Consider the following 24813-nt stretch of genomic DNA (forward strand, 5'->3'; position numbering starts at 1 on the left):
CGGCTACGATAGTTTAGGGGTTGCCCTACGCCACAATCGCTCGGTGCCAGGTTCTATACTCTACTCAAAAACCCCCTTTTCTTACACGAAAATGGGGTTTTTGTTTTGCCTAAAATCATATTTTTGGGTTCGAGACTTGGGGGCAATCTTTGATCGCACCTTGTTGTTAGATACAAAACCAAGACCAGTAGTTGGATATAAACCAATCAGTTAAGGCGCAAACTTCTGTAAATAAAGGGTTACAACACAGAGGTACTGGACAACGAGTAGAAGTTCCAAACTTTCACATTACTTATCAAATAAAAAACTCTTCTATTTATGCTCTATGCCCGACTACAGGTAAAATGGGTGTGTTCGTGATGAACTAAACAACACCTAAGTAACCAATCTGTATGCTCACAACGGCTGAATTTTTAAAATATACTCAATGGTCTGGTATTGCCACTTTGGTGTTTGCTGCTTTGGCAATACTAGCTTTTCTCTTCAAGTGGGGCATCCGCTTTCGGCTAGTGGGTACAACTGGCTTTATGTTGGTGCTAACTAGTGGTTTATTTGCACTTTCACTGGTTCCTTTGAGCCGTACTGTGATTCCGGGGGCTGTGAAGTACACTCTAGTTTATGATAATGGCTCAAACCAAGCAGTGATTTCTTTATCTCCCCAAATTTCTCCTTCAGAAGTAGAAGCGACTTTACTGCAAGCAGCCAGTAATCTTTATTCTTCTGGGCGTTCCGGTAGAAGAGATAATGACCAACTCACAATTCGTGCCCGTACCCTCATCCACCCAGAACCGGGACTAACGATACCACTTTACCTCGGAGAAATTAAGCGATCGCTCGTTAATCGGGAAGATCCTCAGATATCAGTGGAAATATATCCAGAAAAATTTGCTCAATTGCCACAATCAAACGCCTAACGGCAAACTCTTTAGTGTCTTTGTGGTTAAAGACGTTTTACCACAGAGGCACTAAGGTAGTAAATTTGCCAACCATCATGAGTGCATGAGTTTTTTGTATTTTCATATACAATATTTATTATTTTTATATTAAGATGTTATTTACCTAAACTTAATAAAAGTATGAATCCTGGGTAAAAAGAAATGGAGATTCTGTTTCTTCATCCATTTGGTAACTATGAACAACAATACTTTGGCTTAGTATTCTGGCAGTGGTATTGTTAATAAATATACGTTTATTCAATAGTTTGGTAGTTCAGAACTTAAGAATAATGGGTAATATTGAATTCCAGCCAAACCCACAAATCATTCTCTGAGCAGTATTTCCCTTCTCTGGGGAAACCAGTATGAGTTCTCACTAGTCTAATTTTATTAAGAAATATCAAGGTTTTTGGCAAACTAGAGTATATGCCTAATAAATTATCTAATCAAACCTTGTCTACTCAAACTCCTAGTTCATTAATTACCCTCGCGGTTGCCCCGGCAAAAGTAATCCGTGGTTCTCATATATTGCAGACAGCTGCCGCAGAAATTGCCAAATTGGGCAGTCGTCCCTTAATTGTGGCGGGTAATAGCACCGTTGCTATTAGCCAAGAGAGTCTGCAACCAATTTTAGAAAACCACAATCTGCACATCGCCCAAGCCTCTTATGGGGCAGATTGTACGGAAGCTAGCTTAAAAGCCTTGCAGAAGGCGGCTAAAGAACATAAAGCCGATGTCATTATCGGGATTGGTGGTGGTAAAAGTTTAGATACAGCGAAATTAGTAGCCCATCAGTTAGATATACCTGTAGCCACAATTCCCACCTCGGCGGCTACCTGTGCGGCTTGGACTGCCCTATCCAACGTGTATTCTGAAGAAGGAGCATTTCTCTACGATGTAGCCTTGTCTTGCTGTCCCGATTTACTCATACTTGACTACGACTTGATCCAAACTGCACCGCAACATACACTAGTGGCAGGGATTGGGGATGCGATCGCTAAATGGTACGAAGCTTCAGTCAGTAGCGGGCATTTAGAACAGAGTTTAATTATTGCCTCAGTTCAACAAGCGCGAGTTTTGCGTGATATTTTATTCCAAAAGTCGGTGGTTGCTTTACAACAACCTGGTAGTGGAGCTTGGCAAGAAGTTGTTGATGCTACTGTTCTACTCGCTGGTGTCATCGGCGGACTAGGTGGGGCGCAGTGTCGCACGGTGGCAGCTCATGCAGTACATAATGGGTTAACCCACATTGCCGGACACAACAGCATTCATGGCGAAAAAGTCGCCTATGGTATTTTAGTCCAACTGCGTCTGGAAGAAATGGTACAAGGTAATCAACTAGCAGCCTCAGCAAGACAACAACTATTAAAATTTTACGCAGAGATTGGATTACCACAAAAATTAGGAGATTTGGGGTTGGGTAATATTACCTTAGGCGAGTTACAGAAAGCCGCCGAAATCGCTTTAACACCTCAATCTGACATTCATCGACTACCATTCAAAGTTGCGTTGGAACAGTTAATGGCAGCGATGGTTTCTACCACTGCACCAACAGATAGTAGAGACGCAGTTCATCGTGTCTCCACCAGGGGAATAAGTGACGAGGTTGAGGAATGAGTTTCGATTGGATTACCCCAGCAGATAGGATACAGCAACTACCACCTTATGTATTTGCCCGTCTCGACGAGTTGAAAGCTAAGGCCAGGGAGCAAGGAATTGATTTAATAGATTTGGGGATGGGAAACCCTGATGGCGCAACACCACAGCCAGTGGTAGAGGCAGCTATCAAAGCTTTGCAAGATCCCGCCAATCATGGCTATCCTCCCTTTGAAGGTACAGCCAGTTTCCGCCGTGCCATTACTAACTGGTACAATCGCCGTTATGGTGTTGTACTAGATCCCGATAGTGAGGCCTTACCCCTACTTGGTTCTAAAGAAGGATTATCTCATCTAGCGATTGCCTATGTTAACCCTGGCGATGTGGTGCTGGTTCCTTCTCCCGCCTACCCTGCCCATTTTCGTGGTCCGGTAATCGCTGGGGGTAAAGTCCACAGCTTAATTCTCAAGCCAGAGAATGACTGGTTAATCGATTTAACTGCCATTCCTGAAGAGGTTGCCAGAAAAGCCAAGATACTCTATTTCAACTATCCCAGCAACCCCACAGGCGCTACAGCAGCCCGCGAATTTTTTGAGGAAATCGTGGCATTTGCCCGCAAATACGAAATTCTCTTGGTGCATGACTTGTGTTATGCCGAGTTAGCTTTTGATGGCTATCAACCTACAAGCTTGCTAGAAATTCCGGGTGCCAAAGATATTGGTGTGGAGTTCCATACCTTATCTAAAACCTACAACATGGCTGGATGGCGTGTCGGCTTTGTTGTGGGGAATCGCCATGTAATTCAAGGGTTGCGGACACTCAAAACCAACTTAGACTATGGCATTTTTGCCGCCTTGCAAACAGCGGCCGAAACAGCCTTACAACTACCAGACATTTATCTGCATGAGGTACAGCAACGCTACCGCACCCGCCGAGATTTCCTAATTCAAGGATTAGGAGAATTGGGCTGGGATGTCCCCAAAACGAAAGCTACAATGTATCTGTGGGTAAAATGTCCTGTAGGTATGGGTTCTACAGATTTTGCCCTCAATTTGTTGCAGCAAACAGGCGTTGTTGTCACTCCTGGTAATGCCTTTGGGGTTGCTGGTGAAGGCTATGTGCGGATAAGCTTAATTGCAGATTGCGATCGCTTGGGTGAAGCCTTACATCGGATTAAGCAAGCTGGCATCCGTTATCGCCCAGAAGCTCTTGTTTCTGCTTCAGAATAGAGATAGCAGACCTTTATTTACGTTTGATTAATGCAAACCCCCATCGCTACCGTTCCTCATTTCATTGCTGCCGGTTTCCATGCCCTTTCTGATCCCATTAGGATTAACGTACTGGAATTGCTACGTCAGCGAGAATTGTGTGTCTGTGACTTGTGCGAAGCTTTGGGGGTAAGCCAATCAAAATTATCTTTTCATCTAAAAACTCTTAAGGAAGCGAGTTTAGTTAACTCCCGTCACGAAGGACGTTGGATTTATTACAGCCTAAATTTACCGCAATTTACCGTATTAGAGCAGTATTTAGCCGATTACCGGAATTTGGGACAAATATTATCTGCGCGGTGCTGTGATAATTCGTAATTTTTAATTCTGCTACCCGAAAGCAAGCTACGTAATTATTGATATTTATAAGTTTTCCTGACACATCAACTTTTTTTGATGAATTTTTGTGTATAGTACATTGTCCGTAGTTGACATATCAATTTTTTTTGAAATGATATAAATATACATTCAATATCACCTCTACAAGGTGAGCCGATATCAAAACTCCAATTTTTTTGGATGTAAGTATTAACAGGAAAAATCATGAGAGTTCGTGTTGGCATCAACGGATTTGGTAGGATTGGACGGCTAGCATTACGGGCTGCATGGGGTTGGCCGGAACTAGAATTTGTCCATATTAATGAAATTAAAGGTGGAGCAGTAGCCGCAGCCCACTTACTTAAGTTTGATTCTGTTCATGGACGCTGGACACCAGAGGTAGAAGCAGAGGGTGAAAGGGTACTGATTGATGGTACACCTTTGAGCTTTAGTGAGTATGCTAAACCCGATGATGTGCCTTGGGAAGATATCGGTGTTGATATAGTGCTGGAATGTTCCGGTAAGTTTCGCACTCCTGCAACCCTCGACCCCTATTTTAAGCGGGGAGTCCAGAAGGTAATTGTGGCAGCTCCCGTGAAAGAAGAAGCCTTAAATATAGTCATGGGAGTCAATGACTATTTATATGAGCCAGAAAAGCATCACCTTTTAACTGCTGCGTCTTGTACAACCAACTGTTTAGCGCCAGTGGTGAAAGTTATTCATGAAGGCTTGGGGATTAAACATGGAATCATTACCACCATCCATGACAATACCAATACTCAAACCCTCGTCGATGCGCCCCACAAAGATTTACGCCGCGCACGAGCTACTAGTTTATCCTTGATTCCGACAACAACAGGATCAGCTACTGCGATCGCCTTAATTTACCCAGAACTTAAAGGTAAACTCAACGGTATCGCTGTGCGAGTACCACTACTCAATGCTTCTCTGACAGACTGTGTATTTGAAGTTGTCCGACCAACCACAGTAGAAGAAATTAACGCACTACTCAAAACCGCATCTCTGCAAGCACCACTCAAAGGCATCCTTGGCTATGAGGAACGTCCTTTAGTATCTATTGATTACAAAGATGATCCTCGTTCGTCCATCATTGATGCCCTCTCTACAATGGTTGTCGATGAGACACAAGTAAAAATTCTGGCTTGGTATGACAACGAATGGGGTTATGCCAACCGCATGGTTGAACTCGCTCGTAAGGTTGCATTGAGTCTTAAAAATTGAAGTGATTGGTAATTGGTAAGAACTTCTCCATAACCCATCACCCATGACCTTATTACCCATGACCCCATGACTTCCACTACAGCTTCTAAAGCCAATTTCAAAAACTATATTCTAGTAACGCTTGCATATTGGGGTTTCACCCTCACCGATGGCTCTCTGAGAATGCTAGTGTTGCTCTACTTCAACAATATTGGCTACACTCCGCTACAAATAGCCTCTTTGTTTCTGTTTTACGAAGTCTTTGGTATCATCACCAACTTTTTAGGCGGTTGGATTGGCTCACAATTAGGGCTAAAGGTTACTCTTTACACTGGCATTGGCTTACAGATTTTCTCTTTGGTGATGCTGGCATTCCTCAATCCTACTTGGGCGCAGTGGTTAGCTGTGACTTATGTGATGGTAGCTCAGGCCTTTTCGGGAGTTGCTAAAGACTTAACCAAGATGAGTTCTAAAAGTGCAATTCGCTTGGTGGTTCCCCAAGATGCACAATCTTCTTTGTTCAAGTGGGTGGCTATATTAACGGGTTCTAAAAATGCTCTCAAAGGAGTTGGCTTTTTTCTTGGTAGTGCTTTGTTAGGTGCTGTTGGCTTTGTCAATTCTCTGTTAATTATGGCGGCTGGATTGTTCGTGCTGATGTTCACTGGGTTAATGCTACCTAAAGGCATGGGCAGAATTAAGAAGAAAGTTAAGTTTAGCCAATTGTTTTCCAAGAGTCCAGAAATTAACATTCTTTCAGCAGCCCGATTCTTTCTCTTTGGTTCGCGGGATGTCTGGTTTGTGGTGGCGTTACCAGTATTCTTGCGTGAGGTTTTAGGTTGGTCTTTCTACCAAGTTGGTGGATTTTTGGCGGTGTGGGTGATTGGCTATGGCATTATTCAGTCGTCAGCACCAACAATAATTCGGCGATTTGGTTCTGGTCGTCCTCCACAATCAAAGACTATCCAATTTTGGACATTTACATTAACTGCGGTTCCAGCTGCGATCGCCTTAGCTTTGCAATTAGGTGTACCTGCTAATATTGCGATCATTGGGGGACTGCTGCTATTTGGTGTGGTGTTTGCTTTTAACTCTGCGGTTCACTCTTACCTAGTCTTGGCATTTACTGATGATGACAAAGTAGCCCTTAACGTCGGATTTTACTACATGGCTAACTCTGGCGGACGCTTGGCTGGTACGGTTTTATCTGGTTTAGTCTATCAATGGCTGGGCTTGGTGGGCTGTCTGTGGACATCTACGTTTTTGGTACTAGGTGCAGCATTAGTTTCCCTGAAATTACCAGATCCTAGTCCTAGTAAAGCAGTTGCTTGGAAAGCTGGAGACGGAGATTAAAGCAATTCAAAATTCAAAACGAAAACAGTCAGACTTATGATTGCTTCCAGGGTTTGTATCCTTTGCTTGATTTCAGAGAATTGGTAGCACATCTGACGTATCACAGGAATTATCGATGAGCCTCAATCAACAAACCAGAAGTAGTCAAAGTAATCTCAGCTTTTTTGAAAAATACCTTACCCTGTGGGTATTTTTGTGTATCTTTGCTGGGATTGCTTTAGGAAGATTATTTCCAGAAGTGGCGGTAAGGCTAGATGCCATCAGTGTCTATCAAGTATCAATTCCCATTGCGGTATGTCTGTTTTTCATGATGTATCCCATCATGGTGAAGATAGACTTCAGCCAAGCCATGAATGCCATTCGTGCGCCAAAGCCCGTAATTCTCACCTTGGTGGTGAACTGGCTAATTAAACCATTTACAATGGTGGCTTTTGCCCAGTTTTTCTTAGGCTGGTTGTTTCGTCCGTTAATTACAGGGACTGAATTGATTCGTGGTAGCGAAGTAGCGATCGCCAACTCCTACATAGCTGGAGCAATTTTACTAGGAATCGCCCCTTGTACGGCAATGGTATTGATGTGGGGTTATCTGTCCTATGGTAATCAAGGTCACACTTTGGTTATGGTGGCTGTGAACTCTCTGGCAATGCTATTTTTGTACGCACCTTTGGGAAGGTGGTTACTAGCAGCAAATGATTTAACTGTACCTTGGCAAACCATAGTTTTATCGGTGCTAATTTATGTTGGTTTGCCATTAATAGCCGGGATATATAGCCGTTACTGGATTTTCAAATACAAAGGTAGAGAATGGTTTGAAAGGCGCTTTTTGAAGTATCTCAGCCCCATTGCTATTATCGCGTTGTTGATTACTTTAATCTTATTATTTGCCTTTAAAGGTGAATTAATCGTCAACAATCCCCTACATATTTTGTTAATTGCTGTACCATTATTTATTCAAACAAATTTTATCTTTTTAATTAGTTATGTAGCAGCTTTAAAGCTTAATCTTTCTTACGAAGATGCTGCACCAGCTGCTTTAATTGGAGCCAGCAACCATTTTGAAGTGGCGATCGCCACAGCCGTGATGCTATTTGGCTTAAATTCTGGTGCTGCACTCGCCACCGTTGTCGGTGTTTTAATTGAAGTTCCAGTGATGCTGATGTTAGTCGAGTTATGTAAACGTACAGCATCTTGGTTTCCCAGGGAGCCAGAAAAGGCATCACTAAGAGATCCACGCTGTATTACTCCCTTTCATTGAGGTAGTGTCAAAGCGTTTCGCAAAGCTTCAATCTGTTCAGGTATCAGTCGATAGTAAATCCAAGTACCCCGCCTTTCTTTTGCCAGCAACCCAACTTCATACAACACTTTGAGATGATGGCTAACTGTCGGTTGGGACAGTCCCAACGGTTCTGTTAACTCACACACACAAGCTTCACCAGTTGGTTGATTAGCAATGAAACTCAACAGTTGCAACCTCGCCGGTTCTCCCAAAACTTTAAAGATAGCGGCAGTTTGCACCGCTTCTTCCGGCTTGATCAATGCTGAAAGTACTGATTGACAACAATTAAACATTGGTTGAGATAAATTCATCCTTTTATATTGACATCTATCAATATATTTAGCAACATATTGATATAAGTAAATATTGACACGCGTCAATATTTATAGTTTACCAAGGAAAAACTTATGTCTGCAATGAAAACTCACATAGCTTTAAATGTCACCAATATTGATCAGTCTGTAGCCTTTTATGGGGCAATGTTTGGCATAGAACCCGTAAAATATAAAGCTGACTACGCCAAATTTGATATTCCCAACCCAGCCTTAAACCTGACACTGAACCTAAGCGACAGTGTACAAACGGGTGGTGGCTTGTCCCATTTAGGCGTACAAGTTGAAAGCACCCAAGAAGTAGAATCAGCAATCAAACGTTTTACAAAGGCGGGACTAGCTTTATTTACAGAAGATAATACAGATTGTTGCTATGCCTTACAAGATAAAGTGTGGGTAACAGATCCAGATGGGAATAGATGGGAAGTTTTTGTTGTGAAAGTAGCAGATACAGCACCAGAAAAAAATCTGGCAATTATCGATTCTGTTGGGGAAGTCCAGGCTGTAAATAAGCCATGCTGTGCTTAAATAACCATATTTAACAGGGACAATTCTTGTCTCTGTTAACCTTTCATCAACCTAAGTTTAAGAGTCATAAATTAGGATTAATTGTTGGTTGACAATTTTTTAAAAAAAGGGTGTAAACAATGAAAAATGTGATGTTTGTTTGTCAACATAACTCCCGTCGTTCCCAAATGGCAGAAGGGTTTGCTCGCACTTTAGGAAATGGGAAAATTACTGTCACCAGTTCAGGTTTAGGTGTAAGTAAAGTTGATCCGATAGCGATTGAAGTCATGTCAGAAGTAGGGATTGATATTAGTCACCAAACTTCTAAGCCATTGGATAACTTTAATCCAGAAAATTATGACGCAGTAATTTCTTTATGTGGTTGCGGTGTTAATTTACCAGAACCTTGGGTATTAAGAGAAATTTTTGAAGATTGGCAAATTGACAATCCAGAAAGACAGCCTATAGAAACCTTTCGCAATGTACGTGATCAAATCAAAGAAAGAGTCCTCCAGTTAATTGCATCCTTAAGCTAAATTCAAACTAATTCGATTTAAGTAGAACAGGGTAAATAATTAGAGGTTTGTAGTGTAACCCTATGGGGAAGCAAGCTACGCTCCGCGAACAAAAAAGGACTAAAGTCCTTACTACGAAACCAATCCTATAATCTTTACATTGATTAACATAGTTTGTTTTTTCAACTCGTTCTATTTAGTTGAAATTCAACGTTCTAATTGGAGAGTAGGAAGTAGAGGAGATGAAAAGAATTATTCCCTCATCTCTCTGTATCTGTGATTAAATTCTGCCAAAATTCAACTGTTCTTCAGAAACCCAAGCACCATGAAAACCATAAGGTACTCGTTGAGGAAGCAAAACTCGCGCCACAGGTTCACTATTTACATCTTGAGCATTAACCACAAATAACTCAGAACTTTCTTCAGCATGATCATAAACGTAAGTGACTAACCAGCCGTCATCTTCAGATTTTGCGCCAGGACGTGCTACAAATACAGCTTCACCGCCATAGCGTCCCTGTCCATATTCATGGGTTTGAGATTTGCCATTGTGCAAATCGTATTTAATTATGCCATCGAACAAAGGTAAAAGACCTTTGCTCATTTTACCAGCATAACCATATTGAGTTGGTCGCCCTAAAAGGTTCTCGTTGACGCGGGGAAATTCAGCAGGGACATCATCAAGCATTTCCTCGTGTACTTGACCAGTGTTGAGGTTAAAACGCCAGCGATGTAAACGAGGAATATCTGCGTTAGAGTCGGAATTATTAGAGCCAAGAACTGTAGTGGAACTCATCCGACAAGCAATCAAGACTAATTCGTCTTGCTCTTCGTAGGCGTTGAGAGTATGAAAAATATAGCAAGAAGGAGTTTCAAACCAGCGAACATGACTATTGTCACCGTGACGGGGTACAATACCGAAGCGACTAGAGCGATCGCTCTCAAACATTAACGCACTTTCTCCTCGTTGCATTCTTTCTACACTAAAAGTCAACGGCAAATCCATAAAGATTGTATAGTTGGCGGTGATAGCAAAGTCGTGCATCATCACACCTGTCTGCAAATCTATAGGTACTGTCCGCACCAGTTCCCCACCTGCTGACACTACACTATATTGTAGATATGGTGGTGCAAATGAGTAGCCGAAAAACATCATTTCACCTGTTACCGGATCTACTTTAGGATGGGCAGTGAAAGCAGAACTGAGCTTGTGATTGTATGTATGCTCACCAATAGTTGCTAACTCCGGAACCTGAATTGCATGGGGTGCGCCTCCTTCCCATAGCGCCAATAGTTGCCCTGCGTGCCAAATCAGAGCAGTATTAGCAGTATTTTTACTAGGAAGTTCTGGTTGCGGTGCTTCCATAAGTCCACTCCAGACGGCTTTACCTGCTTCATGTTCGATTTGCCAGCCTTGAGTGCGGATGTAGCGATTGCAATAAGTGGCTTTACCGTTTCTAATTCTCACACCGTGTAACATCCCATCACCATCAAACCAGTGATATTGGCCGATGGGTGTCCATTGAGGATTCGGGCCATTACGGACAAACATCCCTGATAAATCAGGAGGAAGTTCTCCGATAACTTTTAAGGTATCAGTAGTAATTTCTTCATGGACAGGGGCAAAATTGCCATCAAGATAGGGGTTAACGGCTGTTGTCGTCATGGTATTGCATAAGAAAGCAAAAATCTATTACCATCTTAGCGATCGCTCTCACTGTACTTGGCAACACAGTAAGCACCCATAAACCCCAAAGCGCCCATATTTTTGCTTCAGGTACAGGTTTAAGGTTTTCTGGTTGAAGAACAATTAGCTAAACTGCTAACATCAGCACCACAATTTAACCTAATAGTTAGATTTTCCGTAGTATATTATCCTTGCTTAGTTCAAGCGATCGCTTACAGTAGGGTGTTGGTGAAGCCTTTCAGAGAGAAGCTCATTGCCAATTATCCCTCTTTAGTCCTTTCTGATGAGCAACATTCTGAAGTTCCAGTTGAGTGAGAATTAATTATGAGCCTAAATCTTTATTTACTGCGTCACGGACAGACAGAATGCAGCCGTAACAATGCCTTTTGCGGTTCGATAGACTCAGAACTAACCCCAGAAGGTTTGGAAATGGCAAAAGCTTTTGCATCTATTTATAGTTCTCTTCCTTGGACAGCAATTTTTTCTAGTCCCATGCAGCGAACTATTGACACAGCCGAGCCTTTAAGTCAAGCGATAGGAATGAAACCAGAACTGCGGGATGGTTTAAAAGAAATTAATTACGGTAAATGGGAAGGAAAAACCCCAAAACAAATCAATTTAGAATACCATGATGATTATATTCGCTGGTCGGCTGACCCTGCGTGGTATGCACCCACAGATGGAGAGATGGCAATTACAATTGCTTCTCGTGCGATGAAAGTAATCGAAGAAATTAAACATCTTTATACTAGTGGCAATGTTTTAGTGGTGTCTCACAAAGCCACAATTAGGATTATTTTATGCAGTTTGTTAGGAATTGATGTTGGACGTTTTCGCTATCGTTTAGGATGTCCAGTTGCTTCTGTCAGCGTTGTAGAATTTACTTCTCACGGCCCTATTTTACAAGCTTTGGCAGACCGCACCCATTTAGATGAGCATTTACGAAATTTAGCAGGAAGTTGAAAGAGTCAATAATCAAAAACTAACTTTCTTAATTACGAATTAATTATCTTTAGTATATTTGCAGAAAACGTTTACGCTAATTATAGCGATCGCAGCATCAAGAACTACCAAAGAGCCAATTATACTATTAAGTAAAAAAGCACTATCAGAGTTTTGAGTGTATTCTTTAATTTTGCCTTGTAAACCCTAAAAAACTGGTTTTAAGCTGTAGGGGTTGGTGAAGCAAATAAAACATTTGTGATGTAGCTACTCATGAAAGTTAGTGATCAAGACCATTAAGAGAAAATCACAGCGTTTAAATTAAAGCAATCCCCTAAAAGAAAGAGAATTTTAGGCTTTTATTTAAGTAAGTAGGTGAGAATAACAAATAAATCAGAGGATGTTAACTAATGTAAAAAATAAATTTGGCTCGTAGTATTCACATAGCGCCTCGTAGAGAAGGCTAACCTACAGGAATACTGCGCGAATAGCCATTAAATTGGGGCTTTAGCTCTACTAAAAACTTTAATTAGTAATACTGCTTTACTTGTAAACATTTCATTGTTTTGAAATTCCAGCAAAATATATTTAGTAGTAGATTAAACTGAAACAAGGCAGTTCCCCCCAAAATCCCAGGGTGAATTTATGTGGGTTATGTGTCTGACGAAAAAATTAACTTATCCCAGCTAGAAAGTATGACGGCGGAACTAAAAGTGGCTAGTATTGATAATCACATCTCCTCTGTCTCAGGCGAAGTATCAATCCCCCAAGCTCCACCTGAATTTAAATCGGGTTTCATTGGCATTATTGGCCGTCCTAATGTCGGTAAATCTACTTTGATGAATGAATTAGTAGGACAAAAAATTGCTATCACATCACCAGTAGCACAAACAACGCGTAATCGTTTAAGAGGAATTGTTACTACGCCAGAAGCGCAGTTAATCTTCGTAGATACACCAGGGATTCACAAACCCCATCATCAATTAGGTGAAGTGCTGGTGAAAAATGCCAAAATCGCTATTGAGTCAGTAGATGTAGTGTTGTTTGTTGTTGATGGTACAGTAGCTTGTGGTGCGGGCGATCGCTTTATTGCCGATTTATTGACTCACAGCCAAACTCCCGTAATTTTGGGTATCAATAAAGTTGACCAACAACCGCCAAATTTCCAGGCTATAGATGATAGCTACCAGCAGTTGGCAGGTGCTTATCAATGGCCGATAGTAAAATTCTCAGCTAAGACTGGCGCAGAATTGCCCCAACTCCAAAAATTACTAGTAGAACATTTAGATGATGGGCCGTACTATTATCCCCCAGACTTGGTAACAGACCAGCCAGAAAGGTTTATTATGGGGGAATTGATACGTGAACAGATTTTGCTATTGACTCGTGAAGAAGTACCCCATTCAGTAGCGATCGCTATTGATTTAGTAGAAGAAACACCAAGTATTACCCGCGTCCTCGCTACAATTCACGTTGAGCGTGATTCCCAAAAAGGAATTCTCATCGGTAAAGGCGGCTCAATGCTCAAATCAATCGGTAGTGCAGCCCGCGAACAAATTCAAAAGCTAATTGCTGGTAAAGTCTACTTAGAACTATTCGTCAAAGTCCAACCAAAATGGCGACACTCTCGCGTGAGACTATCAGAGTTAGGCTATCGGGTGGAAGAATAGAAATAATTCGTAATTCCGAATAGCCTGGGGCAAGCTACGCTAACGTAATTCGTAATTAAAAGATTAATTACGAATTATTTTTGCTATCCGTATACTAGTAGCGTGGCTGGACTAATTTAGTATCGCTGAATCTCCCGAAGTTCTGAGTGGAGGAAACCTTCGCATCTGCTGTTGATACTGCAATCTACCTGCGTCAGATTTTCAGCCAGCTAAGTTAAAGTTTCATAACAGCCGCGATCGCTTTTTTCAGCAAACTTAATGCACAATTAACTTAATATTCCATTGTCGTCGGACTACTCATTAAATCATCTCATCACGGAAAAACCACCACCAAACATGAAAAAGGTTTATTCCCTCACTTCCTACTACCCACTCCTCATTTTTAGCTCCTAAGTTCCGTTTTATAGTACTTTCACTAGTCGTGTGCTGGACATTTACGGCAAATTTAAGTTAAAGTTGTAATGAGTTTGTTTTAGATTAAGGTGTGACGAGACAAGCTATCAAAAAGCCAAAAAAATATTACCTCAAACTGTGACTACCGCAGCAGACGAAAGCAACAACACAGTTAAAGGTAAGACATTGTTATATAACGCGAACGATGTGTAACTTTCTCTCAAACCTAACCCCCAACCCCTTTCCGATTAGGGAAGGGGAGCAAGACTCAAAGCCTCTCTTCCCTTGCCTAAAGGCAGGGTGATGCCAGCAGAGAGAAGTACCCTGTGATTAGGCTTAAGCCTTCGTAGAAAAGCAAGCTATAGAGAGAGAGGGATTTTCAGAATAAGTCGTACACCGCGTTATGTATAAACTCACATATATAAAACAGCCATAACCATAAAACTGGGAAAATTCCCTAATAGTAAATAAACTTAAAATTATGGAACAACAAGCAATATCTACAAAACCAATTCGTTCTCTAGAAGATGCACTTGAGAGGTGTCAAGTGTTAGGTATGCGCGTTAGTCGCCAGCGCCGCTTTATTCTAGAACTGCTGTGGCAAGCAAATGAACACCTTTCTGCTAGAGAAATTTACGATCGCCTCAACCAGCAAGGTAAAGACATTGGTCATACATCTGTATATCAAAATTTAGAAGCATTATCAAGTCAAGGCATCATCGAAAGTATTGAACGTTGTGATGGGCGTTTATATGGCAATATCAGTGACTCTCACAGTCATGTCCACAGTTTAGATACTAACCAAATTCTAGATGTTCATATTCAACTACCAGAAGATTTGCTCAAAGAAGTTGAACAAAGAACAGGAATAAAAATTACAGATTACAGCATCAACTTTTATGGGTATCGCCATCCTCAAGATAATAACCAATGAAGGTAGGGGTGTAGGGCAAGAATTTCTTACTCAGCACTCCCCACTCAAAACTCACTTACTCACTTTTAGAAGCAAAAACTGTTTCATCATAAGTGTCGTTGTCTAAAAGCGTAGGCATAATTAGCTCACCTTCCAAGCTTTCAATCAAGCCGATATCAAGAGTATTTCGATCCCAAATTTTAGTTTTCTCCGTGGAACTAAAGACACTAAGAGATGATTGCTTGGATAACAAAGTTTTTACTACTTGAAACTGTTCTACAGAGAATAATGCACCGTTGATTTTAGCAATTTCTCTGTCTGCTTCAGTGCAGATAACATCACATAAGCAAGCATTAGTGAGATTGGTTGTTTCCAGATTTACACCAGTTAAATTTGCACCAGTCAAGTTAGCACCAGTTAAATTTACACCAGTCAAGTTAGCATTAGTTAAATTGGCGTTTACTAACATAGCGTCAGATAAATCTGATTGTTCAAGATTTGCCCCATTTAACATAACTTGCGACAAAAATGCACCTGAGAGATTTATTTTAGACAAAGATTGGGACAAGATGCGCTTTATTAGAGTATTTTTAGCTAAAACCGATGCTTTCGCTAATAAAAGCCGCAATGTTTCTGGATAAAAATCGCTAACATTGGCAGGATTACCACAAGGGTAAAAAGAAATTTGGGTGTCTCGACAAATAGTAGCAAGCAATAAAAATATATTCACTCCCACATTTGTATTAACTTGCTCAACATTCACAGGATTTTGTAAGGTGTGAAAGTAGGGTAATACTTTGTGAGCAATCCCTTCATCTAACCAACGCCCTTGACACCAAGCACGCCAAAAAGATTCCAGACATTGTAATAGAGTTGGCTTTTGCTGAGTTTGTAAAGCAGCGATCGCTAATTCCTCAATTTCTTGTGTGATAATGCCATAACCTAGCAAATAGTAGAGATGTTGGGCAACACTGCTAGGATGATTGAATATGAATGTTTCTGTTCCGTAAACATCCTCTTGGTACTGCGTTAGCATTTGCAGTTGGGCAGCTAAAGCTTCAGCACAGAGATAATCCCCTAATTTTGGGTGAGAAAATTCTATTTGAATTGTCAATTGTTCTTTGTCAGTGGCTCGTGGTGAATGACTACTAACAAAAGAGCGAAAATAGAAAGCTGGTAGGGTGTTGGTATTTAATTCATCAGTCAGGGTGACTTGATGGCGATCGCTGTGTAAAATTTTCAGAGCGATCGCTTGCATTTTGTCGATATAATCTTGGGGATGGTAATCTGAGAGTAGACTGGCGATCGCTTCTTGTGTACGGTGGATATGAGCCGTTCCCGCCCGTAATAACATTGTCTTCATCCCCCCAGTCAAGGGATAACCCAGCAACCATAGTCTTAGGCGAGAGTGAATTTCCCAGTGAAGAGAAGCTCCAGTATTGTTTTGTAATATCTCATCATCTAATAATCCGTCTCGATGTAGAATACCCAATAAATGCAGCATTAATGGCTGACGTACCAGATTAGAGAGTTCTGGTAAGTGAGATTTATTAGTAAATGATCCCGCCTGTTTTAAGAAGGTAAAAAAGTTTTGGGCAATAGGTAAAGAATGAACTAATGCCCATTGATGAAACCATTGCTTCAACTGATTAACTTCTAAAGGTTGAATAGTAATTCTTCGCCATAGCTGGGGTATTTCTGAAGTAAATTCCTCCACAGTTGTCCTGCGACCAGTCAACACAATTTTATGTTGTCCTTGAGACTGAAATTGCCATAACTGTTGGAGAAAAATTGCCTTTGCCCTATTTCCCTGACGACAAGGAGGAAGTTCATCTAACCCATCCAGTAATAATACACAGCGAGGATGTGCTTCTTCCAAGCAAGTGGCTAAATTGGTATCACCATTAAATGTAAAACCAGAGTTGAGAGTTTCCAGCAAACTTTTTCCATACTTAATATCTCGCAGGCGAATCACCACCGGCATCCAAGTCGGATAAAGTTTTAGTGCTACTTCCGCAGCCCAAATTTGACAGAAACTGGTTTTACCATAGCCAGGTTCAGACTCAATCACAGCAATAGTTTCTAAATCAGTTAATTGTTTTTCCACCCATGTTTTTAAATCAACTGGCTTTCCACCATTAGGTTCTTCCGGTATACCAACTAAAGGAATATAAATATCTTTTAACGCGAAATATTCCATCAGCAACGGTGTACTGAGCGTTTGGAGTAAACTAGCGCGATAATTTTCTCTATATAAATCAATAGTTGAGACATCTCCCAGAGTTCCCAAGCGGAAAAATTTTTGTAGTTGGGCTAAAGGTGCAGGATTCTGAGCAATAATTTTTAGCAGGTATCCTGGAAGAGCTTTGTCTAAACGCTGCGCCAACAATTTAGCTTCCAATTCCTCCGCACCATTGGCGACTAACCAAGCTTCAGTAGCATTGTTCATCTGTTGCACCAGTAATGAATCTGCTATAGAAGAAAGCGCTTGTTCGGCTTGAGTATCACTCAATTTACCAGGAGAGAGAGTTTTTAATAAACCTTGGAGTTGAGGAGCGAAAATAATTATTTGGGTTTGGGAGGGTATCCTGGCACGATTGAGCCAAGGTCTATGCAGGTGTTCTTCTTGGAGTAAAATTTGTTCTAACGCCAAAAGGTAAGCAATTTGAAATGTTAACCAAGTACCTTCGTTACGTTTCAGAGCTTTTTTTTGACTGAGGCTACGGAGAAGATTTTCTGTCAATAAAGCAATCACAGAAATTTCTTGCTCAACCGTGCCTAATGGTAATTGCAATACTTCTGCTAAGGTACAAATATCCAACGGCATCAGGCTTTTAAGTTCCATATCCTGAACGATACGATAGGCAATACCTGCCAATTGCCCAGAGGCAAAACTGTTAATGTGGCTGATTTCAATTTGGCGTTCTGTCAACCAATGCCGGATACTCAGATTCATTTAATCACATAAATAGTTGATGCTTATGGTAATTATCTTTCATTTATTAGTGGACGAAAACCGGTGACAATAAGGAGGGATTTTACTTTTGACAAGTTGCAGCCAAGACAGCGCTGGTGTATTTGATCAGACTATGAGCGATCGCCCTGTAAAATTATTATTAGTTGACCAAGACCCCATATTCCGCCTGGGATTAAGGGTAGCCTTGGAAGCCATACCTAACATAGAAGTGGTATCAGAAGCCGCAACAGATACAGCAGCCTTACAGATACTTGCGGAACTTGCCCAAATTGACCCAAACCAAGTGAACTTGGTGATTTTAGAATTAGGTAATGGTCGTTCTACTCATAGTCAACAGCAAGGTTTACAACTCTGTCAACAACTAAAAGCTACATACCCCACACTACCAATTTTTCTCCTGAGTTCCATTCAAGAACAAGGTCTAATAATGGCAGCGAGGGCTGCTGGTGTCAATGGTTACTGTCCTAAAGGTACTCCCATTACTGAATTAGTCACAGCTATAGAAGAAGTAGTAGTTGGTAATTCCTACTGGTTAACTGAAAGGGTAAACACAGAAATTACTCCTACCATTGTGGCGACTGCGCCTCGTATCCCTTTAGCTAGATGGCGGCAAAATTTACGTTTATCGAGCATGGATTATATTGATGCTGCTCTTCAAGAAGTCACAGCACAATTACAAACTCCTGGCTTACCAATATTAGATAGAGCAGTACTAGCCGGTCAGCGACGAGAACTTTTAGCCAGTCGTTGGTTGCTGAATCAGTTGCTTGCTTTACCCCAAGAAAAACAACAGCAACCATTAACCTCATCAGTTGAACAATCTCCGCCTATAGTACCACCACCAACTCCTACTATTACCATCTCAGATTCACAACGAGCGTCTACTTCGCCGCCACTCCTCAGTCCCAGAGCTTTGCAATCTCATTTATTTGCATCTTGTATTAACAAATTGCAATTTTCTTTGAGAAATGTTTCAGAGTCTGTCTTAGAAATTGATATCTTTCGGGAAGACAAGAAACGGGAATTATTGTACTTAATTCTGCAAAAATTAGCTCAACAACTAGATGCTTTACGTAATGCCCAAATCACAATTAATCAATTGACAGATTTACAACCTGTAATCTTACATGATTTATGGCAAGCAGTAATTACAGATTTTTTTGGCAAGTTTTCCAGAATACAAGTAGGAAAACGCAACCTAGAAATAGTCACCATATTGTTGCAAAATCCCCAAGTTGTGCAAACAGCAATTCTTAATAAGATACCTTTAGTATTAGAATTGTTTTCTTATCTGCTATTTCAAACAGATTTAAAAGTCGAACATACATCTTACCCAGCAGGTAGCCCGGAAGCTAATTTCCACGCTGAATTTTTACTAGAAAATTTATTAATTCAAGTGGCAAATAGTGTAGTACAACCATTATTAAATAATTTAGCAGACGTAGAAGAAATTAAACAAGATTTCTACGTGAAAACATTAATGTCTACACGAGAACTTGAACGGTTTAGAAATAATTTATCTTGGAAATATCGCTTAAATAATTATGTGAATGAAGCCAAGGCAATTTTTGAGAGCCGCTATGAGTTATTTGTTTTCGCACCGCGTGGTATTGCCCAAATGTCGATTTATGCTCCCCGGAACGAAGAACTAGCACAACTGTCTGGCGTCCCACTAACAGTAACATTGGGGCTAGAATTTCGAGATGCGATCGCTCCTCGTTTACAATCACTATTATCTGTTGTCGGTAGTGGGATTGTCTTTGTACTGACTCAAATAGTTGGTCGAGGTTTAGGTTTAATTGGTCGCGGAATTATTCAAGGTATTGGTAGCGTATCTTTCGACAAGAATTTTAAGCGGAATAAGGAGCGACAGAAGTAATTGATCAATAGTCAATAGTTATTAGTTATTCTCCTCTGCGCCTCTGTACCTCTACTTACCTTGATAAGATATTTTTTAATAAGTCTCTGATTGAATTGCAGCCCAGTCTTCTGGTGTGTTGCAGTTGAATAATATTTCTGGGGTTGGTAAGGTTAAGACTTGTACAGAATGGTATTGTAGCCATTGTTGAAATGATCGCCCACCTTGACTGATAAACTCTAATAATTGCGGTAAACAGCGACGGCGATAGAAACCACAGAGAGGTTCCCAGCCTTTGGCGTGATGAGCAAGAGCTGCGATCGCTTCCTCTGGTACACTATCAAGACCAGAAGACCACTCTTGCAATACCTCAACTCGCAACTTAGGTAAATCGCAAGCTAGCAACAATACCCAATCAGTTTTTACTTGCGCCAACCCTTGAGCAAAGCCAATCAAAGGCCCGTGAGTTAGCGGTTCATTCCGCGATTCTCCCAGTAAAGGGACTTCCTCAATAAACTGACAACCCGGTAAAACTAAATGCTGATAGCGTTCTGGCCAAGGAGTAACGACATAAACGGTATCAGCGCAACTTGCAGCAGTGGTACATACCAACTTTAACAACGGCACACCCTGAAAGGGGATCAAAGCTTTATCCTGTCCCATACGAGAACTTTTACCACCCGCTAGGACTATAGCTGTTAAATCGAAAGCAGATTCCTTCATTTCCCTTTTTAAAATGCCTTTATTTTCTGGAAATCCCTTAAACCAATTAATACCTCTAAAGAGGCTCCTTGAAAGTTTGCTCCGGTCACATCTGCATTAGTGAGACTAGCATCTTCCAAATCAGCTCTACTCAAAAAAGACTACTCAATTACCTCAAGCGGCGGTAATATTAGCATCAGAAAATCCTGAGAGCAATTTCTATGAAAGGCAGCTTGAGAGCAAGTATCGCTTACTTAGAGCCACAAAAAGCATTTCGCTGCTTCAGCGCAAGCAAGTTTTATTGGCTACTTATGTTATCCTCTACGACTATGTTCGTCGGCTCCTCGGCTGAATTAGCAATTGCAGCACCACAACAAATTGCCCAACAAGTTATCATTAACCGTCCCACCCTCAGAGTTGGGAGTCAAGGTGAACGTGTTTCAGAACTTCAAGCAACTCTGAGGCTTTTGGGCTTTTATTCAGGTGCAATAGATGGAGTCTATAGTGAGAGTACAGCAAATGCTGTGTCTCAGTTTAAACAAGCGGCTGGCTTGACTCCAGATGGTGTTGTTGATACTGCTACTTGGCAGAGGTTGTTCCCCAATCAAGCGATGGGTACACCAAGCGCATCTTTACCGAATTCAACAATTATTCCACCAACAAACTTGACAACTGATTTCCCAGTTCCCACCCAGCCTGCTACTAATCCTACTGCTAACCCCAGACCTACAACTCCCAGTCCATCAGCCACCACTAGGCCTGCTCCTAATCAAGTTGTCAATACAAGACCTGCTCCCGCCAGAGTTACGACTCCCACCCCAAGACAACAAACACCCCCACAAAGACCATCTTCAACCCCAGGCTTCAGACCCACCCCATCTGCTCAAAGAATTTCTGGTGTGCAATACACTACCGAAGGCTGGCCGATTTTGCGTGTAGGGATGAAAAATTCCGAAGTTACTAAATTGCAACAAAGATTGAGTCAACTTGGTTTTTTAAAAGGCGGTGTAGATGGATATTTTGGAGTTCAGACAGAGGCCGCACTCAAAACTGCTCAAAAACGCTACGGTTTAGAACCTGATGGTGTAGCTGGCGGTGCCACTTGGGAGGCACTATTGCGGCAATCCCCCCAGGGACGTTAGGCTGAAATAAGTTATTCCTAAGTGCTGAGTTTCCAGTCCTAAATTAGGTATCTTAACTCAGCATTAATTTCGCCCTAACACCTAAAAAGCGAAAATTCTTTTTGTGTAATTTCTGTTCAAGTGATTACTGATTTCTGCTAAACAACAACTGATGAAAAACTTTTTCTTAACTTGGCTCGGTACTGCGGTGGCTTTGCTCATTACCGCCCATATCGTGCCTGGCTTCTCTGTACGTAGTTTTGTGGCTGCTTTAGTTGCCGTATTCGTAATTGGGTTAGTTAATGCTTTTATTAAACCAATTTTAAGCATTTTGTCATTTCCTATCACCCTATTGACTTTTGGTTTATTTACATTTGTAATCAATGCCTTAACCCTTTGGTTAGCCAGTGTCCTTACACCTGGTTCTGGATTTGAAATTAAAGGCTTCTTAGCTGCTTTTTTGGGATCAATTGTCCTGTCTATTGTTTCCAGCTTGATTAATTACCTTTTGAGAGCAGTTGAATAAATGTAATTAAATCCAATATTAGTTTTTTGTTCGTAGTGAGCGATCAATCGCTCCGCAAAAGAATTTATACTGTCAAGGCATAGAAATTGGTTGCTATTTGTGTTTCTGCATCTCGTAGAGAGGGGAGTGGCTTAGTGTAGTTGATCTAAAATCCAAAATTGTTTGACGATGCCTGAGCAACGGCAATCGTTACTACCCCTGGTTGTCCAGGTAAGCGAAAAATTCGTTTAGGAACCAAAAGTTTTACCCCTAACTGTTGTTTTTCATTGGCGGAAACTGCGATAATAGCAGCCGCCTCAGCAACACTAGGAATTCCTACTTTTTCCGCAATCACTCTGCTAGGATTGGGAACGGCAATATTTGCCAGCATTTCTATACTAAAAGTTTTTAAAGGCAAGTTAAATAGGTCGCAAAACTCCACTAAACCAGGTTCTGATGCTTTGGTATCGATAGTGGCAATACCTACAATTTCTTTTTGCTCAAGTTGATTTTCTTGAAAAACTTGGTGGATTGCTGCGGCGATTAAGTGATGAGAGATACCAGATTGACAACCAAATCCCAACCATAAATTGTCTAAAAAACACCTTTGTTCAATAATTTTGAGTTTCACTACTAATTGTCTACTAGGTAAAGCTTAAGACTTTTAACTCTTATTCACTGGGAAAATTGATATATTGATACTATTTTGGCGTTTATTAAGATACCTATAAACTGATAATTATAATACTGTTCTCAGAAATGAAAAACTATATATTGAGCATATCTAGCACAGTAGGAAACGCCGGGGGAGGACAAGGTAAAACTAGAAAGTATATTTACTTTTTAAGTTTAGTTTCTTTAATTTTTTTGAAACAAAAACATTTTACCTAGTCTACTTCGGTGTTTCAATTTCTTCATATTTTTGAAGTAGGCATTGTCAAAAAGTTACAACGGAACTTTAGTTTTTCATTTCTGAGATTTATTTTTACACCCCCTTAGTATTTAATTAAATAACTGGATTTTTATTGGTTGTCAAGATGTTGGTCAAGGGTTTTGAACATTAAATAAATCTAGTTCAAAATTTCCTAAAAAATAGTAATTTATTGATTTTTTTTGGTATTTTACAATACAATTAATCTCACGTAAGAATAAAAACTAAGTACACCATTTCATTAATTCCTAGCGAACTAACTTTGGAAATATTCAGCGTCTTTCTGCGCTAACCTTCGTGTTCCTCTGCTTTGAAAATATGCAAGTAAAAGTCTACCAAAGTTGGGTTACGGCTTACTTAACCCAACATAACCTTTGGGAATGCTGGATTTACTTGCGTCCAATTAACCTATATTCTTCATGTATTATTTAATTTTAATTTTTGATTGGTTATTAATCCTGCGCCCCAGCCAGCTTTAAACTCTGAACTATACTCCTAAAACCATTAAACTCGGCAATCATCAAAGCTGTATAACCACCCCGATTTTTTAAATTCGTATCAGCCCCACCTTCCAGTAATATTTGCACCGCCTTATTATAGCCACCAGAGGCAGCCCATATTAAGGCTGTAGCCCCTACTGAGTCTTGATAGTTGACATTGGCACCTTTTGTCAACAACAACTGCATGATTGCTGGATGGTTATATTCTGTAGCTTTTATCAAAGCAGTTTTACCATCACCTGTTGGAATGTTGGCATCTGCACCGTAGTCTAGCAATACCTTGACTGTCTCAATGTGACCTTGAGATGCTGCTAAGGTGAGGGGTGTCTCACCTAAATTATCTCCATGCAAATTTGCACCATAACTCAGCAGTGTTTTGACTATCTGATGATGTCCCTGCAATGCTGCTACCAATAATGGTGTATCACCCAGATGGTTTTTAATTTGGGTATCTGCGCCCCGGTTAAGTAACACTTGTACCACATCAATATATCCTTCCACCGTGGCAAGGTGTAGGGCAGTTTCCCCATCTTCGTCTTGATGATTTACCTGAGCGCCTCGATCTAATAAAATTTCTGCGATCGCTCTATTTCCTGCTGCTACACTTGCTAACAATGCAGTACCACCGTCTTTATTTTGTCGGTTGACATCAACCCCAGCTGCTACTAACACCTGTACCACATCCAAATGTCCTAAGTCAGCTGCCAGCATTAAGAGGGTTTCGCCTTCTTCATCTTCAGAATTAGCATCTGCACCACTTTGTAAAATTAATTGCACCACAGCCGCTTGTCCTCGCTTCACAGCAAGTTTCAAAGCAGTATCATCATCTTTATCTGTGGAGTAGACATCAGCACCAGCAGCTAACAAAATCCGCACCACTTCTACATAACCTTTTAAGGCGGCTGCCATTAATGCTGTACTACCATCTTCATTGGTAGCATTCACATCAGCGCCTCTGGAGATTAAAAACTGCACAATGTCAAACTGATTAGCACTAGCAGCCAACATCAAAGCCGTTAAACCATAGCGTTTTCTCGGTGAATTGATATTTGCTCCCGCATCTAGGAGCGATCGCACAATTTCGGTATAGCCTAGATTAGCAGCAAACATTAACGCCGTAGTCCCATCGCGATCGCATACATCCGCCCTAGCACCAGCAGCCAGCAGCGCACCCACCCCCTTAATATCGCCAATTTTCGCAGCCTTTAACAGCAAAACATCGTTGTTAGTCATTAGTCATTAGTATTTTCTCAGGACTTAACACTCATATTCACACTCTGTGGCCTCAACCACGTA

The 24813-nt window shown here is 41.0% G+C and carries 23 protein-coding genes; 16 read left to right on the forward strand and 7 right to left on the reverse strand.

The window, feature by feature from the left end:
• From H6G18_RS24595 to arsB, 8 genes are all read left to right on the forward strand, one after another.
• Positions 1-214: hypothetical protein (locus tag H6G18_RS24595; RefSeq protein ID WP_449224087.1), on the forward strand; the 214-nt coding region annotated here is incomplete at its 5' end.
• Positions 215-392: 178 nt separating this feature from the next.
• Complete coding sequence (locus tag H6G18_RS06530; RefSeq protein ID WP_190406285.1) at positions 393-914, forward strand: Ycf51 family protein; 522 nt, start codon at positions 393-395, stop codon at positions 912-914.
• A gap of 447 nt (positions 915-1361) precedes the next feature.
• Positions 1362-2552: an iron-containing alcohol dehydrogenase family protein gene (locus tag H6G18_RS06535; RefSeq protein WP_190406286.1), complete on the forward strand. Its 1191-nt coding sequence runs from the start codon at positions 1362-1364 to the stop codon at positions 2550-2552.
• Positions 2549-3760, forward strand: a complete 1212-nt coding sequence (locus tag H6G18_RS06540) for an aspartate aminotransferase (RefSeq protein ID WP_190406287.1) — start codon at positions 2549-2551, stop codon at positions 3758-3760. The genes H6G18_RS06535 and H6G18_RS06540 overlap by 4 nt, the downstream gene beginning before the upstream one ends.
• A gap of 30 nt (positions 3761-3790) precedes the next feature.
• Positions 3791-4117, forward strand: a complete 327-nt coding sequence (locus H6G18_RS06545; protein WP_190406288.1) for an ArsR/SmtB family transcription factor — start codon at positions 3791-3793, stop codon at positions 4115-4117.
• A 225-nt stretch (positions 4118-4342) separates the two neighbouring features.
• Positions 4343-5359: an ArsJ-associated glyceraldehyde-3-phosphate dehydrogenase gene (locus tag H6G18_RS06550; RefSeq protein WP_190406289.1), complete on the forward strand. Its 1017-nt coding sequence runs from the start codon at positions 4343-4345 to the stop codon at positions 5357-5359.
• Between the two features lie 66 nt (positions 5360-5425).
• Entirely contained in the window at positions 5426-6688 is a 1263-nt protein-coding gene (gene arsJ, locus H6G18_RS06555; protein ID WP_190406290.1) for an organoarsenical effux MFS transporter ArsJ, read from the forward strand.
• 115 nt (positions 6689-6803) lie between these two features.
• On the forward strand, positions 6804-7943 hold the full coding sequence (arsB, locus tag H6G18_RS06560) for an ACR3 family arsenite efflux transporter (protein ID WP_190406291.1): 1140 nt from the start codon (positions 6804-6806) through the stop codon (positions 7941-7943).
• On the opposite strand, the gene H6G18_RS06565 is transcribed toward arsB, so the two are convergent.
• Positions 7937-8275 carry an ArsR/SmtB family transcription factor gene (locus tag H6G18_RS06565; protein WP_190406292.1) on the reverse strand — a complete coding sequence of 113 codons (339 nt, stop codon included), beginning with the start codon at positions 8273-8275 and terminating at the stop codon, positions 7937-7939. The genes arsB and H6G18_RS06565 overlap by 7 nt on opposite strands.
• A 96-nt stretch (positions 8276-8371) precedes the next feature.
• Between H6G18_RS06565 and H6G18_RS06570 the strand changes: the two genes are divergently transcribed.
• Together H6G18_RS06570 and arsC are read left to right on the forward strand one after the other, a co-directional pair.
• Positions 8372-8824, forward strand: coding sequence for an ArsI/CadI family heavy metal resistance metalloenzyme (locus H6G18_RS06570; RefSeq protein ID WP_190406293.1), 453 nt, complete (start codon positions 8372-8374; stop codon positions 8822-8824).
• A gap of 119 nt (positions 8825-8943) precedes the next feature.
• Complete coding sequence (gene arsC / locus H6G18_RS06575) at positions 8944-9339, forward strand: arsenate reductase, glutathione/glutaredoxin type (protein WP_190406294.1); 396 nt, start codon at positions 8944-8946, stop codon at positions 9337-9339.
• A 259-nt stretch (positions 9340-9598) separates the two neighbouring features.
• On the opposite strand, the gene H6G18_RS06580 is transcribed toward arsC, so the two are convergent.
• Complete coding sequence (locus H6G18_RS06580; protein WP_190406295.1) at positions 9599-10984, reverse strand: carotenoid oxygenase family protein; 1386 nt, start codon at positions 10982-10984, stop codon at positions 9599-9601.
• Between the two features lie 345 nt (positions 10985-11329).
• Here H6G18_RS06580 and H6G18_RS06585 point away from each other — a divergent pair, with 345 nt between their 5' ends.
• From H6G18_RS06585 to H6G18_RS06595, 3 genes are all read left to right on the forward strand, one after another.
• On the forward strand, positions 11330-11968 hold the full coding sequence (locus H6G18_RS06585) for a histidine phosphatase family protein (protein ID WP_190406296.1): 639 nt from the start codon (positions 11330-11332) through the stop codon (positions 11966-11968).
• Positions 11969-12642: 674 nt separating this feature from the next.
• Positions 12643-13617 carry a GTPase Era gene (era, locus tag H6G18_RS06590; protein ID WP_190406426.1) on the forward strand — a complete coding sequence of 325 codons (975 nt, stop codon included), beginning with the start codon at positions 12643-12645 and terminating at the stop codon, positions 13615-13617.
• Positions 13618-14491: 874 nt separating this feature from the next.
• A complete protein-coding gene (locus H6G18_RS06595; protein ID WP_190406297.1) occupies positions 14492-14944 on the forward strand; it encodes a Fur family transcriptional regulator in 453 nt (150 codons plus the stop codon).
• Between the two features lie 55 nt (positions 14945-14999).
• Here the strand turns inward: H6G18_RS06595 and H6G18_RS06600 are convergent, their stop codons facing one another.
• Positions 15000-17879 (reverse strand): pentapeptide repeat-containing protein, encoded by a 2880-nt coding sequence (locus H6G18_RS06600; RefSeq protein ID WP_190406298.1) that lies wholly within the window; start codon positions 17877-17879, stop codon positions 15000-15002.
• Positions 17880-18012: 133 nt separating this feature from the next.
• Here H6G18_RS06600 and H6G18_RS06605 point away from each other — a divergent pair, with 133 nt between their 5' ends.
• A complete protein-coding gene (locus H6G18_RS06605) occupies positions 18013-19779 on the forward strand; it encodes a DUF3685 domain-containing protein (RefSeq protein ID WP_190406427.1) in 1767 nt (588 codons plus the stop codon).
• Positions 19780-19854: 75 nt separating this feature from the next.
• On the opposite strand, the gene H6G18_RS06610 is transcribed toward H6G18_RS06605, so the two are convergent.
• Positions 19855-20481, reverse strand: coding sequence for a molybdenum cofactor guanylyltransferase (locus H6G18_RS06610; protein ID WP_190406299.1), 627 nt, complete (start codon positions 20479-20481; stop codon positions 19855-19857).
• An 8-nt stretch (positions 20482-20489) separates the two neighbouring features.
• The gene (locus H6G18_RS06615) at positions 20490-20615 is read right to left on the reverse strand and encodes a pentapeptide repeat-containing protein (RefSeq protein ID WP_277875573.1); all 126 of its coding nucleotides are present in this window, start codon (positions 20613-20615) and stop codon (positions 20490-20492) included.
• A 66-nt stretch (positions 20616-20681) separates the two neighbouring features.
• Between H6G18_RS06615 and H6G18_RS06620 the strand changes: the two genes are divergently transcribed.
• A complete protein-coding gene (locus tag H6G18_RS06620; protein WP_190406300.1) occupies positions 20682-21602 on the forward strand; it encodes a peptidoglycan-binding domain-containing protein in 921 nt (306 codons plus the stop codon).
• Positions 21603-21753: 151 nt separating this feature from the next.
• On the forward strand, positions 21754-22107 hold the full coding sequence (locus H6G18_RS06625; protein ID WP_190406301.1) for a phage holin family protein: 354 nt from the start codon (positions 21754-21756) through the stop codon (positions 22105-22107).
• A gap of 145 nt (positions 22108-22252) precedes the next feature.
• Here H6G18_RS06625 and H6G18_RS06630 read toward each other — a convergent pair whose 3' ends face one another.
• Both H6G18_RS06630 and H6G18_RS06635 read right to left on the reverse strand, forming a co-directional pair.
• A complete protein-coding gene (locus H6G18_RS06630) occupies positions 22253-22717 on the reverse strand; it encodes a cobalamin biosynthesis protein (protein WP_190406302.1) in 465 nt (154 codons plus the stop codon).
• A gap of 752 nt (positions 22718-23469) precedes the next feature.
• Complete coding sequence (locus H6G18_RS06635; protein ID WP_190406303.1) at positions 23470-24750, reverse strand: ankyrin repeat domain-containing protein; 1281 nt, start codon at positions 24748-24750, stop codon at positions 23470-23472.
• Positions 24751-24813: the final 63 nt, after the last annotated feature.

Origin of the sequence: Anabaena subtropica FACHB-260, from assembly GCF_014697105.1 — a bacterium.
Lineage (GTDB): Bacteria > Cyanobacteriota > Cyanobacteriia > Cyanobacteriales > Nostocaceae > Trichormus > Trichormus subtropicus.

Excerpts from the sequence above, each read along its gene's own strand:
- H6G18_RS06530 (WP_190406285.1), top strand. The coding sequence starts at position 393 with ATGCTCACAACGGCTGAATTTTTAAAATATACTCAATGGTCTGGTATT.
- H6G18_RS06535 (WP_190406286.1), top strand. The coding sequence starts at position 1,362 with ATGCCTAATAAATTATCTAATCAAACCTTGTCTACTCAAACTCCTAGT.
- H6G18_RS06540 (WP_190406287.1), top strand. The coding sequence starts at position 2,549 with ATGAGTTTCGATTGGATTACCCCAGCAGATAGGATACAGCAACTACCA.
- H6G18_RS06545 (WP_190406288.1), top strand. The coding sequence starts at position 3,791 with ATGCAAACCCCCATCGCTACCGTTCCTCATTTCATTGCTGCCGGTTTC.
- H6G18_RS06550 (WP_190406289.1), top strand. The coding sequence starts at position 4,343 with ATGAGAGTTCGTGTTGGCATCAACGGATTTGGTAGGATTGGACGGCTA.
- arsJ (WP_190406290.1), top strand. The coding sequence starts at position 5,426 with ATGACTTCCACTACAGCTTCTAAAGCCAATTTCAAAAACTATATTCTA.
- arsB (WP_190406291.1), top strand. The coding sequence starts at position 6,804 with ATGAGCCTCAATCAACAAACCAGAAGTAGTCAAAGTAATCTCAGCTTT.
- H6G18_RS06565 (WP_190406292.1), bottom strand. The coding sequence starts at position 8,275 with ATGAATTTATCTCAACCAATGTTTAATTGTTGTCAATCAGTACTTTCA.
- H6G18_RS06570 (WP_190406293.1), top strand. The coding sequence starts at position 8,372 with ATGTCTGCAATGAAAACTCACATAGCTTTAAATGTCACCAATATTGAT.
- arsC (WP_190406294.1), top strand. The coding sequence starts at position 8,944 with ATGAAAAATGTGATGTTTGTTTGTCAACATAACTCCCGTCGTTCCCAA.
- H6G18_RS06580 (WP_190406295.1), bottom strand. The coding sequence starts at position 10,984 with ATGACGACAACAGCCGTTAACCCCTATCTTGATGGCAATTTTGCCCCT.
- H6G18_RS06585 (WP_190406296.1), top strand. The coding sequence starts at position 11,330 with ATGAGCCTAAATCTTTATTTACTGCGTCACGGACAGACAGAATGCAGC.
- era (WP_190406426.1), top strand. The coding sequence starts at position 12,643 with ATGACGGCGGAACTAAAAGTGGCTAGTATTGATAATCACATCTCCTCT.
- H6G18_RS06595 (WP_190406297.1), top strand. The coding sequence starts at position 14,492 with ATGGAACAACAAGCAATATCTACAAAACCAATTCGTTCTCTAGAAGAT.
- H6G18_RS06600 (WP_190406298.1), bottom strand. The coding sequence starts at position 17,879 with ATGAATCTGAGTATCCGGCATTGGTTGACAGAACGCCAAATTGAAATC.
- H6G18_RS06605 (WP_190406427.1), top strand. The coding sequence starts at position 18,013 with ATGAGCGATCGCCCTGTAAAATTATTATTAGTTGACCAAGACCCCATA.
- H6G18_RS06610 (WP_190406299.1), bottom strand. The coding sequence starts at position 20,481 with ATGAAGGAATCTGCTTTCGATTTAACAGCTATAGTCCTAGCGGGTGGT.
- H6G18_RS06620 (WP_190406300.1), top strand. The coding sequence starts at position 20,682 with ATGAAAGGCAGCTTGAGAGCAAGTATCGCTTACTTAGAGCCACAAAAA.
- H6G18_RS06625 (WP_190406301.1), top strand. The coding sequence starts at position 21,754 with ATGAAAAACTTTTTCTTAACTTGGCTCGGTACTGCGGTGGCTTTGCTC.
- H6G18_RS06635 (WP_190406303.1), bottom strand. The coding sequence starts at position 24,750 with ATGACTAACAACGATGTTTTGCTGTTAAAGGCTGCGAAAATTGGCGAT.